Genomic DNA, 16,619 nt, shown 5'->3' with positions numbered 1-16,619 from the left:
CTTAGGACATCATGTTCAAGAAATTCGAATGTATAAATCAGATGCATAAAAAAAGCGCGACCCGATGAAGGTGTCGCGCTTAAGCCCGTCACAGGCTGAATTTATACACTAACGTGCAAACAAGATACCGCGTGAACGTCGTTGCCTTGAATCGTTGGCTTCGTCTTCGCACACTCTTCGGTTGCTTGTGGGCAACGAGTGCGGAACACACAACCCGATGGTGGACTGATCGGCGAAGGAAGGTCGCCTTCCAGCATTTGGATTTTCTTACTGCGCTCAATGTTCGGGTCCGGAATCGGAACCGCTGACATCAATGCGCGTGTATATGGGTGCTTAGGATCAGCAAACAGCGCCTCCGCCTCACCGAGCTCGACAGCATTACCCAAGTACATGACCAAAACACGATCTGAGATGTGTTTAACCACTGACAAATCATGCGCAATGAATACCAGAGAAAGGCCTAGTTCTTTTTGAATCTCTTTAAGCAGGTTAACAACCTGAGCTTGAATAGATACATCAAGCGCCGATACGGGTTCATCACAGATGATCATCTTAGGCTTAAGGATAAGCGCACGCGCAATACCGATACGCTGGCACTGACCACCCGAGAATTCATGCGGATAACGGTTGATCACATTTGGTAGTAGACCCACTTTCGCCATCATTTCTTTAACGCGGTCTTTCACTTCCTGCTTAGACAGTTCTGGGTAGAACGTTTCAAGAGGCTCAGCAATAATGTCGCCAACCGTCATACGTGGGTTAAGAGATGCCAAAGGATCTTGGAAAATCATTTGGATTTCTTTACGCGTTTCACGACGTTGGACGTCTTTCATCTTAGTTAGATCTTGACCCAACCAAACTACTTCGCCATCCGTCGCTTCAACAAGACCGATGATGGCGCGCGCAAACGTCGATTTACCACAACCTGACTCGCCTACTACACCAAGTGTTTCCCCTTCGTATAGTCGAACGTTCACCCCATCAACCGCTTTTAGGCTTGAAGGCTTTGACCAAGGCCATGCCGATTTTGACGCAATGCTGAAGTGAACTTTCAGCTCTGAAATGTCCAGAATTAGCTTTTTATCTACTTCGTTCATTTGTTCCAAGCCTCCCATTCAGAAAAACATGCGCGCTGACGGCCATCACCAAATGGAGTCAGAATTGGCGCTTCACGCTTACAACGATCCATCACTCGGTGACAACGCTCTTGATAAGGGCAGCCCGGTGGTAGACGAAGCAAGTTTGGTGGATTACCAGGAATGGTTGGCAGAATTTCACCTTCCGTATCAAGGCGAGGAATCGCCTTCAGCAGACCCTCTGCATAAGGGTGGCTTGGATTATAGAAGATTTCGTTTACGTTGCCGTACTCCATCGTACGACCTGCATACATCACCAGCACTTTGTCACACGAACCTGCAACAACACCAAGGTCGTGCGTGATCATGATGATCGCAGTGTTGAACTCGTCTTTAAGCTCATTAAGCAGGTCCATTATCTGTGCTTGAACCGTCACATCAAGTGCTGTTGTTGGCTCATCGGCAATAAGCAGTTTAGGACGACATAACAACGCCATCGCGATCATTACACGCTGACGCATACCGCCTGAAAACTCATGCGGGTACATCGTGATACGCTTACGCGCTTCAGGGATTTTCACCGCTTCCAGCATGCGTACTGATTCTTCAAATGCTTCCGCTTTGCCCATGCCTTTGTGCAGCATAAGCACTTCCATCAACTGATCACTTACTTTCATGTAAGGGTTCAGTGATGTCATTGGGTCTTGGAAGATCATTGCGATCTGTTCCGCACGCACTTTGTTCAGTTCTTTTTCTGGTAAGTTTAGGATTTCTTTGCCTTCAAACTTTGCGCTACCAGAAATAATACCGTTCTTAGCCAACAGGCCCATGATTGCGAATACGGTTTGAGATTTACCTGATCCCGATTCTCCAACGATACCTAAGGTTTCGCCTTGGTTGAGAGAGAAGTTCAAATCGTTTACTGCGGTTACGATACCATCTTGCGTGGTGAATTCGACGCGCAGATCTTTGACATCTAATAAGCTCATCATTGCTTCCTTAATCTTATCTTTTAATTATCTGTCTTTTGGATCCAGCGCATCGCGCAGGCCGTCACCAACGTAGTTGAAGCAGAATAGCGTCACAACCATGAACACTGCTGGGAATGCCAGCTGCCAGATTGCTACTTCCATTGTCTGTGCACCTTCTTGTAGAAGCGCGCCCCAACTTGTCATTGGTTCCTGAACACCAAGACCAAGGAATGATAGGAATGATTCAGTTAGAATCATACTTGGGATAAGCAGCGTAGAGTAAACCGCTACGATACCCAGTACGTTCGGCACGATATGACGAGTAATGATTTTCCAGTTGCTAACACCACACACATGCGCCGCTTCGATGAACTCTTTGCTACGTAAGCTGAGTGTTTGACCACGTACGATACGCGCCATATCTAGCCATGCGATAGCACCAATCGCGACAAAGATCAGCATGATGTTACGACCGAAGAATGTTACCAGTACGATTACCAGGAACATAAACGGTACCGCGTACAAAATCTCTAGAATACGCATCATCACACGGTCAACTTTACCACCGATAAAACCAGATGCTGCGCCATAGAGCGTACCAATCAGTACGGCTACAAAAGCACCCATGACCCCCACCATTAAAGAAATACGGCCACCGATTAACGTACGCACGTATAAGTCACGGCCTAAGCTGTCGGTACCAAACCAATGGTCAGCATTCGGTGCAACGTGCATCGCGTACCAGTCAGTATCATCAAAGGTGTGCGGTGCGATCATTGGCAGAATAATCACCGCCAACGTCATTAGAACAAGAAGGAATAAGCTCACCATTGCCGCTTTGTTGCGCATAAAACGGATACGAGCATCTTGCCAAAGACTGCGACCTTCAATCTCCAAGTTTTCGGAGAATTTCTCAATCGCTTCTAGGTTTTCTTTTTTCGTTAACATAACCAAACGTCCCTGTTAGTAGCGAATTTTCGGGTCAATCATTGCAAGTAGAATATCTACAATCGCGTTGAATAAAATGAATAGGAAACCAATCAGGATGGTTACACCCATTACTAGCGAGTAGTCACGGTTAAACGCAGCGTTAACGAATAGCTTACCAATACCTGGTAGACCAAAAATGGTTTCGATAACAACAGAACCGGTGATGATACCTACGAAAGCAGGACCCATGTAAGAAACAACAGGAAGAAGTGCCGGCTTAAGGGCGTGCTTGATGATGATGTAACGGTAGCTTAGACCTTTAGCACGAGCCGTACGAATAAAGTTACTGTTCAATGTCTCTATCATCGAACCACGCGTAATACGAGCGAAGGTTGCAACATACAGTAGTGACATACCAATGACAGGAAGCACTAAATACTGCCAGCTACCATCTTGCCAACCGCCCGCAGGGAAGATATTCCAGTGAAGCGAGAACAGATAGATAAGAGCAGGTGCCAATACAAAAGAAGGCATTACCACGCCGAGCATCGCTGTCGACATGATGGTGTAATCAATCCAAGTATTCTGCTTGAGCGCAGCAATGGTGCCGACGGTAACCCCCATAATCAGGGTAAAGATAAAGGCGATAAAGCCTACTTTAGCCGAAACAGGTAAGGCAACCGCGATCAGCTCGTTAACCGAGTAATCAAGGTATTTAAATGACGGCCCGAAATCCCCTTGGATAACATTGGTCAAATACGTGGTGTATTGTTCAAATACAGGTTTATCTAAGCCATATTTAGCTTCAATATTTGCCATTACTTCGGGTGGCAATGGACGCTCTGTCGAGAAAGGGTTTCCCGGTGCAAAGCGCATAAGAAAGAAAGATACGGTGATCAAAACCAACATTGTTGGGATCGCCTCAAATATCCTTTTTGCGATGAATTTAAGCATAAACTCACTCTTTCAGTCTGTGACAGTTAAATTAAAGAAGTCGTCCAATTCTTTTGGACTAAAGATAGGCGCTACATGCAATTTCTCACATGTAGAGCCTCATTTTTATAGTTCTATCGAGTTACGAATTACTCTGTGATGTAGAGATCTTTAGAGTAAATCTTGTCTTCCGCGTTATTGACTGGGAAGCCACCAACTTTCGGTGATAGTAGACGTGATTTCACGTACTGGTAGATAGGTGCGATTGGCATATCTTTTGCCATCAACTTCTCTGCTTCTAGGTAAAGCGCTTGACGCTCTTCGTCAGAAGTTGAAGCAAATGCTTTGTTCATGATTGCATCGTACTCTTTGCTGTCGTAGTGAATACCACCAGTAGTGTTATTACTCATCATCAGCGTTAGGAAAGATGAAGCTTCGTTGTAGTCGCCACACCAACCTGCACGAGCAACTTCAAAGTTGCCAGAATCTTTGGTAGATAGGTAAGTTTTCCACTCTTGGTTTTCTAGCGTAACGTCTAGACCAAGCGTCTTCTTCCACATTGAACCCAGTGCAACCGCAAGTTTCTTGTGATTCTCTGACGTGTTGTATAGAAGGTTAAATTCAAGAGGGTTGTCTGCGCCGTAACCAGCTTCTTCCAACAGACGCGCCGCTTCAGCGTTACGTTCTTCTTGCGTCATTTTGCCGTATGCAGGAATTTCTGGGTTGAAACCCGCCGTGATTTCAGGCGTTAGGAAATAAGCTGGCTTTTGACCTTGTGCTAGGATCGCATCAGTCACGATATTACGGTCAATCGCATAAGAAATCGCTTTACGTACGCGAACATCATCAAACGGCTTTTTCTTCGTGTTGAAGATGTAGTAGTAAGTACACAAGTTACCCGACACAGACACGTCTTCTGGATGCTCTTGCTTCAAACGCTTGAAGTGCTCTGTAGGCAGTTCATTCGTGAAGTCAATTTCACCTGCTAGGAAGCGGTTCATTTCCGCTACTTGGTTTTCGATTGGCAGGAAAGTAACTTGATCAAGCGTCGTGTTTTCGTTGTCCCAGTATTGTTCGTTACGTTTTAGAACTAAACGCTCGTTTACAACCCAGTTGTCAACAACATAAGCACCGTTACCTACAAAGTTCTCAGGCTTCGTCCATTGATCGCCGAACTTTTCAACGGTTGCTTGGTGAACAGGCTTCACTGTTGTGTGGCCCATCATCATCACAAAGTATGGTACAGCAGTGTCTAGCTCAACCACTAACGTGTGGTCGTCAACCGCTTTAACACCCAACTCACTCTTGTCTTTTTTACCCGCAACAATGTCTTTTGCGTTCTTCATCTTGGTGTATTCCATGTACCAAGCGTATGGAGAAGCGGTTGCTGGGTCGACTGCGCGTTGGAAGCTGTATACAAAATCACCTGCAGTAACAGGATCACCGTTAGACCATTTTGCGTCTTCACGTAGGTGGAAAGTGTATGTTTTGTTGTCTTCAGTTTCCCAAGATTCTGCAACACCAGGGATAGTGTTACCGTCCGCATCTTGGTTTACTAGGCCTTCAAGAAGATCGCGAATCACGTGGGATTCTGGAACACCTTGAGATTTATGAGGGTCTATTGTCGCAACTTCTGTACCGTTACCACGCACCAATTCTTGAACAGCAGCAAGTTTTGGCTCTTTAGAATCAGATTTAGCTTCAGGGGCTGGAGCCGGAGCAGGCTCAGCAGCTTGTTTCTCTGCAGGCTTTTCGCCACAACCAGCTAAAGCGAGAGAAAGACCAGCACCAATAAATAAAGCGCGCGTGATTTTATTCTTATACATGCGTAAAACTCCAAATTTTTTCGTTAGCATCCATGACTTCTTTGTAAGGGCCTGGAACGGTCAGAGTTTTAGATTTTTTTAGTGCATTTTCTGAGCACAAAAGCCTAAAACCTTACAAAGACTGCGGCACACATTAGCAATCATTGAAGTAATTTGCCATAAAAATGTAGCAAAAAAACCAATAATCCTGACTAAACCACACATATCTAGCAGTAAACTCTAATCAAAAAGTATTCACCAGCCAAATGGAGACCAGAAGCGACATTCCACAGACAAAACTTTCGATTAATCTACATTTAAACCATTTGATAGCATCTTATGCTAGATATTTACATATTATTTAACATTTATGACAAATGAAGTCTAACAAATAATTGTTTATATATTGGGCTAAAAACTTTTATTGTGAAGAATATCACCAGAGCGAGTACGGGTTGTGTTGAAGTCAAATGAGCAGAATTATGAAGATAAGTACAAAAAAAGCTAAGAGCCATTGACACTTAGCTTTTTTCACTAGAATGAGGCGTGGGTTCTATTTTTCCCAACGCTGTGCAGCTTGGTGATCAGTATCGCGCGACTCAATCCAACGATCTTCACTCGTCGTGCGTTCTTTCTTCCAAAATGGTGCTTTGGTTTTCAAGTAGTCCATAATGAACTCGCAAGCATCAAATGCTGCTCCGCGGTGTGCACTTGAAACACCAACAAAGACGATTTGATCACCGCTATCCATATCACCAACGCGATGAATCACGCGTACGCCCAATAATGGCCAACGTGATTCAGCTTGATCGCAAATGTCGCTCAAGCTCTTCTCAGTCATGCCTGGGTAGTGTTCCAAGTGCAAACCAACAACATTATCGCCAAGGTTCATATCTCGAACTTTACCAATGAATGTTACGACAGCACCAGCAGCCGTACCTTCGGATAAACGTTGATATTCGTGATCAACGGAAAAATCTTCAACTTGTACAGAGACGCGAGGGTCCATCTTAACCTCCGGTTACCGGTGGGAAAAATGCAACTTCATCCCCCGCTTTTACTTCGGTATCAAGTGGGACAATAGATTGATTAACAGCAGCAAGTAGCTTTCCTGGCTCTAAAGCCAAATCCCACTTGCCATTTTTATCAGCGCCCTCTTCCACGAGATGCGCGCGAATCGCTTCAACCGTTTCAAATTGATCATCTAATTCGACACTGTCGATACCAATCAGCTCACGAGTCTGAGCAAAAAAAAGTACTTTAATCATGATTCCGCCTTGAAGTGTCCAGATTTTCCACCCGTCTTTTCTAGGAGACGAACTTGACCGATAACCATATCTTTTTGCACCGCTTTACACATATCGTAAATCGTCAGTGCAGCAACAGAAGCCGCCGTGAGCGCTTCCATTTCTACGCCCGTTTTACCTGCAAGCTTACAAACAGATTCAATACGAACTTTGTTTTCTGACTCAATAGCCTCCAACTGAACTTCGACTTTAGAAAGCAACAGAGGATGACAAAGTGGAATCAAATCCCACGTTTTCTTTGCAGCTTGGATACCAGCAATTCGAGCCGTCGCGAACACATCACCTTTGTGATGCTGCCCGGAAACAATCAGTTGCAAGGTTTCTGGGGCCATGTGAACAAATGCTTCTGCACGTGCTTCACGAACCGTTTCAGCTTTTGCAGACACGTCGACCATGTTAGCTTCGCCAGACGCGTTGATATGGGTAAATTGAGTCATTGTTTTTCCTTCGCTTTTAGGAAAGGGGTTATACAGATAGGTGCGGCATGAAGTTACAAGGGCGATGGCTTGCATCTAACTGCTGCTTGATGATCTTCGTCCAGCCAGTGCGGCACGCGCCTGTTGAACCAGGCATTGCGAAGATAACTGTATGGTTAGCAAAACCTGCAATTGCACGCGATTGGATCGTTGACGTACCAATTTCTTCGTAAGACACCATGCGGAATAACTCACCAAAACCTTCTACTTCTTTATCAAACAGAGGCTTCAGCGCTTCTGGCGTGCTGTCACGTGACGTGAACCCTGTACCACCAGTAATCATGATCGCTTGAACATTGTCGTCCGCAATCCACTGAGAAACAATTGCGCGAATTTTGTACATGTCATCAATAACAATTTGCTTATCGACAACATTGTGACCCGCTTCTTGAGCGTGTTCAACAAGGTAGCGACCAGAGGTATCGTTTTCTTCGGTACGAGTGTCAGATACCGTTAGAACGGCAATATTTGCAGGTTGAAATTTGCTTTCAGCGTGACCCATGTGTTCACCTATTCTCTTTTAACTTTGATACGTTTGGTATCGATTCTAGAAAAGCGAGGGAAAGCTAGCCTATAAATAAGCTTTCCCTACAAAATTTGAGTTGATTTAGCCGCCGATAGACGCCAGATGTGGCGTCATACCCGTATTACCATCGTGCAAGAAGTGGCTCACCGACTTAGTTTGTAACTGCGCTTGGATGCGTTCAATAAGCTCACTTTCTTGCTCATCACATTCCAGTAGATCACGCAGTTCTACACCGTGATCTCCAAACAAACACAGATGCAGCTTACCCATCGCAGAGACGCGTAGTCGGTTGCAGCTCTCACAAAAGTCTTTTTCATAAGGCATGATCAGGCCAATTTCACCCTTGTAATCTGGATGAACAAACACTTGCGCGGGGCCGTCATTATGAGAGCGCACTTTAAGCAGCCAACCGTTTGCAATCAACTGATTACGAATTGCTACGCCTGACACATGATGCTTATTGAATAAATCATCCATCTCACCCGTTTGCATCAATTCGATGAAGCGCAGTTGGATTGGACGATCTTTTATCCAGTTGAGAAACGCTGGCAGTTCTTGATGGTTAAGATCTTTCATCAACACCACATTAACTTTGACTTGCTCATAACCAACTTCAAACGCACGCTCGATACCATTCATCACCTCAGTGAACTTATTTTCACCCGTGATTTGATGGAACATACGCGGATCAAGGCTGTCCACGCTAACGTTGATGTGAGTTAAGCCCGCTTCACGCCAGTCTGCGACTTGCTTCGCCATGCGGTAACCATTGGTCGTCGTTGCAACTTTTTGGATACCAGGCGTCGTCGCCACTGAGTGGATAATGTCGGTAAAATCTTTGCGTAAACTTGGTTCACCGCCAGTAATGCGCACTTTTGACGTGCCACAATCAGCAAACGCTTTTACGACCCGTTTGATTTCAGGAAGAGATAAAAAAGACGAGTTTTTATTGCCCGAAGGCTTATAGCCATCAGGAAGGCAATAGGTACATTTGAAATTACATACGTCGGTCACAGACAGACGCAAGTAATAGAACTTACGATGAAATTTGTCTTCGAATTGTTGCGCCACGGAACACCTTTCCAAACACGGGAGGCATGGCCATTTCCAATCATGCCCTTGTGACAGTACGCCACTGGCTCAAAACGCTTATCCTCGGACTTAGCAATAGTGAGCTCGGAGTTATGGCAACCAGAGATATGAAACCTCTGATAGCTTTGCGGTGTAAAATACTTAATATTTGTACTGGAATCCAGACTTGAGTGATAAAAAACTCTCTAGAGACACAATTTACCGCTAAGTGAGTACCTTTCAAGCACTCCTTAAGATAAATTGTAGCCGTTTTTTACAAGATTATTAGAAGAACGTAATGAATATCTACACGGATAAAAAAGTGGTCGCTGTTGGCGGTGGTCATGGCTTAGGTCGAATGTTGGCCGCACTACGAGATTTTGGCGGCAATGCAACTGGCATTGTCGCCACAACAGACAATGGTGGCTCAACAGGAAGAATTCGTCACTGCCAAGGTGGAATCGCTTGGGGTGACACACGGAACTGCATTAATCAGCTGATCACAGAACCGTCGATCAGTTCAATGATGTTTGAATATCGCTTCAAAGGTACAGGTGAGCTTGATGGTCATAACCTCGGTAACTTGATGCTTACGGCGCTCGATAACTTATCGGTCAGACCGTTAGATGCCATCAATCTGATTCGAAACATGTTAAAAGTCGACGTTAACATTCTTCCTATGTCTGAACACCCTTCCGATCTTTCCGCGTTATCCGTGGATGGAAAGTGGGTCACGGGAGAAACAAATGTAGACGAGATGGACACCGATTTACGCCGTCTCGATCTATCACCAGAAGTTCCTGCAACTAAAGAAGCAGTAACTGCACTGGCAGAGGCAGACGCTATTATTCTTGGTCCTGGCAGCTTTTTAACCAGCATCATGCCTCCTTTGCTGTTGCCTGAGCTCGGCAAAGCCATTGCCGCCAATGAGAAAGCAAAAGTCATTTTCGTTGCCAACTTGAGTCCAGAGTACGGCCCAGCCGGACGAATGACCATGGCACAAAAATTAGAATGGTGTGAGCGTGCCTGCCAAGGTAGGAAGATAGACGTGGTTCTAGCAGAGGAAACCGAGCAAGAAGTCTTGAGCCAGTGGAATGTAGTGACCGAGTCGTTAGCTTCGTCGAACCGAGATTGGCGTCACGACCGAGATAAACTCAAGCTCGCTATTGAAAGCCAGCTAAGGCTTTCGATTTAAAAAACGCCCTCTAAAGCTAGGGGATAGCTTCAAGTTTACTCGCTGTCAACAATGAAAAAACCCTTCACGTACGTGAAGGGTTTTGTGTAAGAGCCTCATCAGAACAATGCATTACTGCTGCCAATCACGATAAGCGTCGCGTGTTTCGTGCAAAAGATCGAACATCGTTTTTAACTCGTCTGACTCTTCAGCTAACTCACCTGCTTTGGCTTTTTTATCTATCGACATCGCCAATTGACAAAGACGGTCTGCTCCAAAGCTCGCTGCACTGCTTTTTAACGCGTGACTGATTTCTTTTAGGTAACGCAATCGCTCTGTCCCTTGAAACTGAGATAAATTCTCGATGTAGGTATCCATCTCCCCTAAGAAAATATCGAGTAAAACAGGAACATTATCACTGCCAATCTCCATCGACAGTTCATCAATTTTTTGCTGATTTAATACATTCACACTCATACTTTTTGCCGCTCTTCCTTGCCATTCCAAGCCTGTAACTTGCGGTAAATCGTCGACGGACTGACATCAAGGTATCCCGCCGCTCGGGGGATATTGCCATCACACGCTTCAATCGCTTGCTCTATCGCCATTTTTTCTGTCATCCACAACGGCATAATCTCAGACGCAGTCATCACTTTCGGCTCAATGAATTTCGCCACAGAAGACGGACGGTCAAGCGGTTGATTCAGCGGTGGCGGTAACATATCCAACGTGATTTCTTTACCGTTGTTTAGAACAACGATATTGCGCAGCACGTTTTGTAACTGACGAACGTTGCCTGGCCACTCATAGCTATTAAATCGGTCGATTACATCAGGCGCAAAACGCACGAAGTTTTTTCCTTCCTCGTGCGACATACAGCCTAACAGTGAGTATGCAATTTCAATGACATCTTCACCTCGTTCACGTAAAGGCGGCAAATGCAAAGGAATGACATACAAACGATAGTACAAATCTTCACGGAATCGACCTTCTTGTACCTCTTTCCATGGGTCACGGTTAGTTGCACAAACAAAGCGAACATCCACGCTCTTCATTTTTGATGAGCCCACTTTTTGGAACGTGCCGGTTTGAATAAATCGTAGCAATTTGGTTTGCAAATCTAAATCCATCTCACACAATTCATCAAGGAAAAGTGTGCCACCATCCGCTAATTCCGCTGCACCCTGACGATCATTTGCTGCACCGGTAAAAGCACCTTTCACGTGACCAAACAGTTCACTCTCAATCAAATCTTTTGGAATTGCAGCACAGTTAATCGCAATAAAAGGCTTGTCACCACGCTTGCTTGCCGCATGGATTGCCTCGGCACATACCTCTTTACCCGTACCACTTTCACCAGTGATGAAGATACTCGCTTTACTGCTCGCTGCTGAATCAATCGTGCGGTAAACCTGTTGCATTGTTTGACTACTGCCAATAAAGCCTTGATAACTTTGATTTCCCGGGTTATCAGCCTCGTTTTTTAGCTTAGTCGCTTTACGAATCGCATTGTTAACCGTGACACGTAAGCGGTCAGCTTCACACGGTTTGATCAAAAAGTCTTGAGAACCATGACGCATTGCTTCTACCGCGGTATCGATAGAACCGTGAGCAGTCATAAAAATAATAGGTACGTCTGGATGACTCTTTTTTACAGAGTGTAAAACGTCCATCCCCGTCATATCTGGCAAACGAAGATCGAGCAGAATAAGATCTGGAATTCTATGGTTGAGACTTTCAATGGCATCCCTACCTGTACCGACAATATTGATATCTATACCAAGCGGTGTCAGGTATGAGCGGTACAGTGCCGCAACAGATGCGGTATCCTCAACCATTAAAAGGTAACGAGATTTAGGACCTTCAGATTTTTGTTGCATAACCTAGCTAATATTTTGTTGTGTTTTAAACAATAATCGCATTACGCTTTGCATTTTGCAAATAACATTAGCTAAATTATGGGTAAGAGAAAGGATTCAAAAATAATATCAATTATTTAAAAAATGGCATAAACCATGCTGATAGTTTAGTGACCCCTCGGGTCACCTAGCCAACTGACGTTGTTAGTGAACGAGATGTTCACAAAACAAGCCAATAGACCCGACTGCCTATTGGCTTCTTTTTTTTCTGCAAGCAATCTAAAACACTTGGCTAAGCTAGATCATTAAGCTTATTTTTAACTATTTGCGATGAACTGCGCTCTTAGTTTTTCAATCTCGTCACGCTTTTGCGCCGCCAATTCAAACTCTAAATCTTGCGCGTGCTGATACATTGCCGCCTCAAGTCGACTGATTTCTTTTTCCAACTGCTGAGGAGACATGACCTCGTATGTTTGCGAAGGCTCCGCCACTTTCGACAACGGTACCTGTTTAGTATTACGCTGACGTTTAGACTTGGTAATATCGCCCAATTCCATAATATCTTTGATATTTCGTTTGAGCGCTTGCGGCGAAATGCCCATTTCTTCGTTGTACGCTTTCTGCTTCTCGCGGCGGCGGTTGGTTTCATCCATCGCCTTTTTCATGGAGTTGGTGATTCGGTCAGCATACAAGATCGCCTTACCTTCAAGATTTCGCGCAGCACGACCAATGGTCTGAATCAGTGAACGCTCGGAGCGCAAGAAGCCCTCTTTATCTGCATCCAATATTGCAACCAGCGAAACTTCAGGCATGTCCAAGCCTTCTCGTAGCAAGTTAATTCCCACCAGCACGTCAAACTCGCCAAGACGAAGATCACGGATGATCTCCACACGTTCTACGGTATCAATATCTGAGTGTAAGTAACGTACCCTAACATCATGTTCGTGCAAGTACTCGGTGAGATCTTCGGCCATTCGTTTGGTCAATGTTGTCACTAGAACTCGCTCATCTTTAGCAGAACGGAGGCGAATTTCAGACAACAAGTCGTCTACTTGGGTCGCTACTGGGCGAACTTCCAATTCTGGGTCAAGCAAGCCTGTTGGACGAACAACTTGATCCGCTACATCGCCTGAAGATTTTTCTAGTTCATAACTTCCTGGCGTCGCAGAGACAAAAATCGTCTGCGGTGCTAACGCTTCAAACTCTTCAAACTTGAGGGGACGATTATCTAACGCAGAAGGTAAGCGAAAACCAAACTCTACCAGCGTTTCTTTACGAGAGCGGTCACCTTTATACATGGCACCAATCTGCGGCACCGTCACGTGGGATTCATCGATGATCAACAAACCGTCATGAGGCAAATAATCAAACAATGTCGGTGGCGGCTCGCCTTCCGATCGTCCGCTGAGATAGCGAGAATAGTTTTCGATACCTGAGCAAAAACCTAACTCATTCATCATCTCGATATCGAATTGAGTCCGCTGGCTAATACGCTGTTCTTCCAGTAGCTTGTTGTTGTCTAGAAGCTGTTTTTTGCGTACTTCTAATTCAACCTTAATATTTTCAATCGCTTCAAGAATACGATCTCTTGGTGTCACGTAGTGCGTCTTAGGATAAATGGTGTAGCGTGGTAAATCTCGCTGTTTCACCACACCAGTCAATGGATCAAAAACACTGATGCAGTCAATTTCATCATCAAACATTTCGACACGAACTGCGTCTTGGTCAGATTCCGCTGGAAAGATATCAATCACTTCGCCACGAACCCGGAACTGTCCTCGCTCAAATGCCACGTCATTTCTTGAATATTGTAGCTCTGCCAAACGTCGTAGCATGTTCCGTTGATCAATCACGTCACCACGACGTAAATGCAACATCATTTGCAAGTAAGATTCTGGGTCTCCCAAACCATAGATAGCAGAAACAGACGCAACGATAATCGCGTCTTTACGTTCCAATAGTGCTTTCGTTGCGGAAAGGCGCATTTGCTCTATGTGAGCGTTAACCGATGCGTCTTTTTCAATGAAAGTATCCGTCGTCGGGACATAAGCTTCAGGCTGGTAGTAATCGTAGTAGGAAACAAAGTACTCCACCGCATTATTAGGAAAGAATGATTTCATCTCGCCATATAATTGCGCTGCGAGAGTTTTGTTTGGAGCAAGTAATATTGCAGGTCGCTGGGCTTGAGCGATAACATTCGCTAGTGTGAACGTTTTACCCGATCCCGTTACCCCCAATAGTGTTTGATGTGCCAGTCCAGCATCGAGCCCCTCAAGCAGCTGCTTGATCGCTCCCGGCTGGTCACCCGATGGCTGATAATCGGAGACCAATTCATAGACTTTACTCATACCCTTCCTCAAATTTACTGCGCTTTGGCTGTATATATATACACCTTAGCCAATGAAATCTACGTCTATTGAAAATTTACCCACCATTGTTAATAAATTTTCTTGTTTGTCTAGAATGCTATAGCCATACAAAACCTACTCTGATATAGTACTTCGCCCTAGCTGAAGAGCCACACCCATTCTTCACATTGCAGTTTCCACAACTTTTCCCCAAAAATTAGCCTAAACACTCTTTATCCCCAAAAGCTAGATTTTTATCCACCTTGAATACATTTTGCTTAACATCAATAAATCTATGTTTTAATTGCATATTCTCTGTATAGCTCTGATTAAAAATTCACTAAATAAAAACCAGGTTGCATATAAAAGATCTTTACTCAGATCTCATCAACATAGTTATCCACAAAATTAGTGGATAACTAACCTCACCCCTTTACTGACAAGCAGTACAGAAAAGTAAAGCCCTTCCCCCAATATTTTTTGCTAAAAATGTATTTTTTTACTGTTGACAGTAGTTTGGCTGCTCGGTAAGATTCGTTCCGCTTTCAAGCAAAGCAATTCCTCCTTAGCTCAGTTGGTAGAGCGACGGACTGTTAATCCGCAGGTCGCTGGTTCGAGCCCAGCAGGAGGAGCCAAATTCCAGAAAAGTCGTGTCGCAAGACACGGCTTTTTTCGTTTTGAAATCAAAAACTTCTTTCACCATCAATATCTCAAGTGACGACTTAAAATTACTCGCTAAGTGTAATTCCCACCTTCTGAGCAAAAGATTCTTTGAGGAAAGACAGCACCAGCGTCTTTGTAAAATCCATTCAGCAAGCTGTTCAATTTCTTATTGATTCATCAAAATACCTCACATAGACGACTATTTTTCCATCGTGTATGTAAAACCACATCGTTCACTGGTTGTTATTGGTGTCACAAAACACGATAATATCAAGATCGGATTTTAAGAACGTAATAACTATGACCGAATATGTTTTGTTGTTGGTCGGCACTGTGCTGGTGAACAACTTTGTACTGGTGAAGTTTTTGGGCCTATGTCCTTTCATGGGTGTGTCCAAAAAACTGGAAACAGCAATAGGTATGGGCTTAGCGACAACTTTTGTGCTAACGCTCGCGTCAGTGTGTGCGTATTTAGTGGAAAGCTACATTCTTCGTCCACTGGGTATTGAGTACCTTCGAACCATGAGTTTTATTTTGGTGATAGCCGTTGTGGTGCAGTTCACCGAAATGGTTGTGCACAAAACAAGTCCAACACTTTATCGCTTGCTTGGTATTTTCTTACCGCTGATCACTACAAACTGCGCGGTATTAGGCGTCGCGCTTCTTAATATTAATGAGAACCATAACTTTATCGAATCGATTATCTACGGCTTCGGCGCCGCTGTTGGTTTCTCATTGGTGTTGATACTTTTTGCATCCATGCGTGAGCGCATAGCTGCCGCCGACGTACCAGTGCCTTTTAAAGGTGCATCGATTGCAATGATTACAGCGGGTTTAATGTCACTAGCCTTTATGGGCTTTACAGGTTTGGTGAAGTAAACAATGAGTACGATTTTAATTGCGATCATCGCGTTAGCGGTTCTTGCTGCGATTTTCGGCGCGATACTTGGTTTTGCTTCTATTCGCTTCAAAGTCGAGGCAGACCCAATTGTGGATCAAATCGACGCAATCTTACCTCAAACTCAATGCGGTCAATGTGGCTATCCTGGTTGCCGCCCTTATGCTGAAGCGATTGCAAATGGCGACCACATCAACAAATGTCCACCTGGCGGTCAGGCAACAATCGAAAAGCTCGCCGACTTAATGGGTGTTGAGCCAGAAGAATCTGCGCACGATCTCGACAGCAAAATTCCAACCGTTGCGTTTATCCATGAAGATATGTGCATTGGCTGTACTAAGTGTATTCAAGCGTGTCCAGTGGATGCAATTGTAGGCGGTACAAAAGCGGTCCATACCGTAATTAAAGACGAATGTACGGGGTGTGACTTATGTGTTGCACCATGTCCAACTGATTGTATTGAAATGATTCCTGTGGCAACCACCACGGAAAGCTGGAAGTGGCAACTTAACTCCATTCCAGTACTCAACATTACGGATGCTGCCGACGATGCAGCGAACGTGAAAGATTCAATTAAGTAAG

General features: G+C 44.6%; 16 protein-coding genes, 1 tRNA gene and 1 riboswitch. Of the genes, 4 read left to right on the top strand and 13 right to left on the bottom strand.

Annotated features, from left to right (window positions below; all coding sequences use genetic code 11):
- Positions 1-101 precede the first annotated feature (101 nt).
- From oppF to moaA, 10 genes are all read right to left on the bottom strand, one after another.
- Positions 102-1,115, bottom strand: a complete 1,014-nt coding sequence (gene oppF, locus FR741_RS05225; protein WP_269819731.1) for a murein tripeptide/oligopeptide ABC transporter ATP binding protein OppF — start codon at positions 1,113-1,115, stop codon at positions 102-104.
- Entirely contained in the window at positions 1,094-2,065 is a 972-nt protein-coding gene (gene oppD / locus FR741_RS05220) for an ABC transporter ATP-binding protein (protein WP_005396641.1), read from the bottom strand. The genes oppF and oppD overlap by 22 nt, the downstream gene beginning before the upstream one ends.
- Positions 2,066-2,092: 27 nt before the next feature.
- Positions 2,093-2,995 (bottom strand): oligopeptide ABC transporter permease OppC, encoded by a 903-nt coding sequence (oppC, locus tag FR741_RS05215; RefSeq protein ID WP_005396642.1) that lies wholly within the window; start codon positions 2,993-2,995, stop codon positions 2,093-2,095.
- Between the two features lie 15 nt (positions 2,996-3,010).
- Complete coding sequence (gene oppB, locus FR741_RS05210; protein ID WP_006742810.1) at positions 3,011-3,931, bottom strand: oligopeptide ABC transporter permease OppB; 921 nt, start codon at positions 3,929-3,931, stop codon at positions 3,011-3,013.
- A 128-nt stretch (positions 3,932-4,059) separates the two neighbouring features.
- Positions 4,060-5,736 (bottom strand): ABC transporter substrate-binding protein, encoded by a 1,677-nt coding sequence (locus FR741_RS05205; protein ID WP_005396644.1) that lies wholly within the window; start codon positions 5,734-5,736, stop codon positions 4,060-4,062.
- Positions 5,737-6,268: 532 nt separating this feature from the next.
- Positions 6,269-6,724, bottom strand: coding sequence for a molybdopterin synthase catalytic subunit MoaE (gene moaE / locus FR741_RS05200; protein ID WP_048625774.1), 456 nt, complete (start codon positions 6,722-6,724; stop codon positions 6,269-6,271).
- A gap of 1 nt (position 6,725) precedes the next feature.
- Positions 6,726-6,983: a molybdopterin synthase sulfur carrier subunit gene (gene moaD / locus FR741_RS05195; RefSeq protein ID WP_005396646.1), complete on the bottom strand. Its 258-nt coding sequence runs from the start codon at positions 6,981-6,983 to the stop codon at positions 6,726-6,728.
- The gene (gene moaC, locus FR741_RS05190; RefSeq protein ID WP_005396647.1) at positions 6,980-7,459 is read right to left on the bottom strand and encodes a cyclic pyranopterin monophosphate synthase MoaC; all 480 of its coding nucleotides are present in this window, start codon (positions 7,457-7,459) and stop codon (positions 6,980-6,982) included. Before moaC ends, moaD begins: the two co-directional genes overlap by 4 nt.
- 28 nt (positions 7,460-7,487) lie before the next feature.
- Positions 7,488-8,000 (bottom strand): molybdenum cofactor biosynthesis protein B, encoded by a 513-nt coding sequence (moaB, locus tag FR741_RS05185; protein ID WP_005396648.1) that lies wholly within the window; start codon positions 7,998-8,000, stop codon positions 7,488-7,490.
- A 105-nt stretch (positions 8,001-8,105) separates the two neighbouring features.
- On the bottom strand, positions 8,106-9,095 hold the full coding sequence (gene moaA / locus FR741_RS05180; RefSeq protein ID WP_085342816.1) for a GTP 3',8-cyclase MoaA: 990 nt from the start codon (positions 9,093-9,095) through the stop codon (positions 8,106-8,108).
- A riboswitch (molybdenum cofactor riboswitch) is annotated at positions 9,084-9,218 on the bottom strand. It overlaps the preceding gene by 12 nt.
- A gap of 175 nt (positions 9,219-9,393) precedes the next feature.
- On the opposite strand from moaA, the gene FR741_RS05175 reads away from it, so the two are divergent.
- Positions 9,394-10,290: a YvcK family protein gene (locus FR741_RS05175; RefSeq protein WP_006742807.1), complete on the top strand. Its 897-nt coding sequence runs from the start codon at positions 9,394-9,396 to the stop codon at positions 10,288-10,290.
- Between the two features lie 111 nt (positions 10,291-10,401).
- On the opposite strand, the gene luxU is transcribed toward FR741_RS05175, so the two are convergent.
- The 3 genes from luxU to uvrB form a co-directional block, all read right to left on the bottom strand.
- Positions 10,402-10,746, bottom strand: coding sequence for a quorum-sensing phosphorelay protein LuxU (luxU, locus tag FR741_RS05170; protein ID WP_012841577.1), 345 nt, complete (start codon positions 10,744-10,746; stop codon positions 10,402-10,404).
- Entirely contained in the window at positions 10,743-12,149 is a 1,407-nt protein-coding gene (luxO, locus tag FR741_RS05165) for a quorum-sensing sigma-54 dependent transcriptional regulator LuxO (protein WP_167426368.1), read from the bottom strand. Before luxO ends, luxU begins: the two co-directional genes overlap by 4 nt.
- Before the next feature lie 296 nt (positions 12,150-12,445).
- The gene (gene uvrB / locus FR741_RS05160) at positions 12,446-14,476 is read right to left on the bottom strand and encodes an excinuclease ABC subunit UvrB (protein ID WP_167426367.1); all 2,031 of its coding nucleotides are present in this window, start codon (positions 14,474-14,476) and stop codon (positions 12,446-12,448) included.
- A gap of 559 nt (positions 14,477-15,035) precedes the next feature.
- Between uvrB and FR741_RS05155 the strand changes: the two genes are divergently transcribed.
- The 3 genes from FR741_RS05155 (at position 15,036) to rsxB (ending at position 16,618) form a co-directional block, all read left to right on the top strand.
- A tRNA-Asn gene (locus FR741_RS05155) sits at positions 15,036-15,111 on the top strand.
- 328 nt (positions 15,112-15,439) lie between these two features.
- Positions 15,440-16,018, top strand: coding sequence for an electron transport complex subunit RsxA (gene rsxA / locus FR741_RS05150; RefSeq protein WP_005380762.1), 579 nt, complete (start codon positions 15,440-15,442; stop codon positions 16,016-16,018).
- Positions 16,019-16,021: 3 nt separating this feature from the next.
- On the top strand, positions 16,022-16,618 hold the full coding sequence (gene rsxB, locus FR741_RS05145; RefSeq protein WP_005396655.1) for an electron transport complex subunit RsxB: 597 nt from the start codon (positions 16,022-16,024) through the stop codon (positions 16,616-16,618).
- The last annotated feature ends 1 nt before the right edge of the window (position 16,619 follow it).

The sequence above is a fragment of the Vibrio diabolicus genome (genome assembly GCF_011801455.1).
GTDB lineage: Bacteria > Pseudomonadota > Gammaproteobacteria > Enterobacterales > Vibrionaceae > Vibrio > Vibrio diabolicus.
The sequence above is the reverse complement of the archived record's forward strand: the minus strand, read 5'-3'. Positions and strand labels throughout refer to the sequence as shown.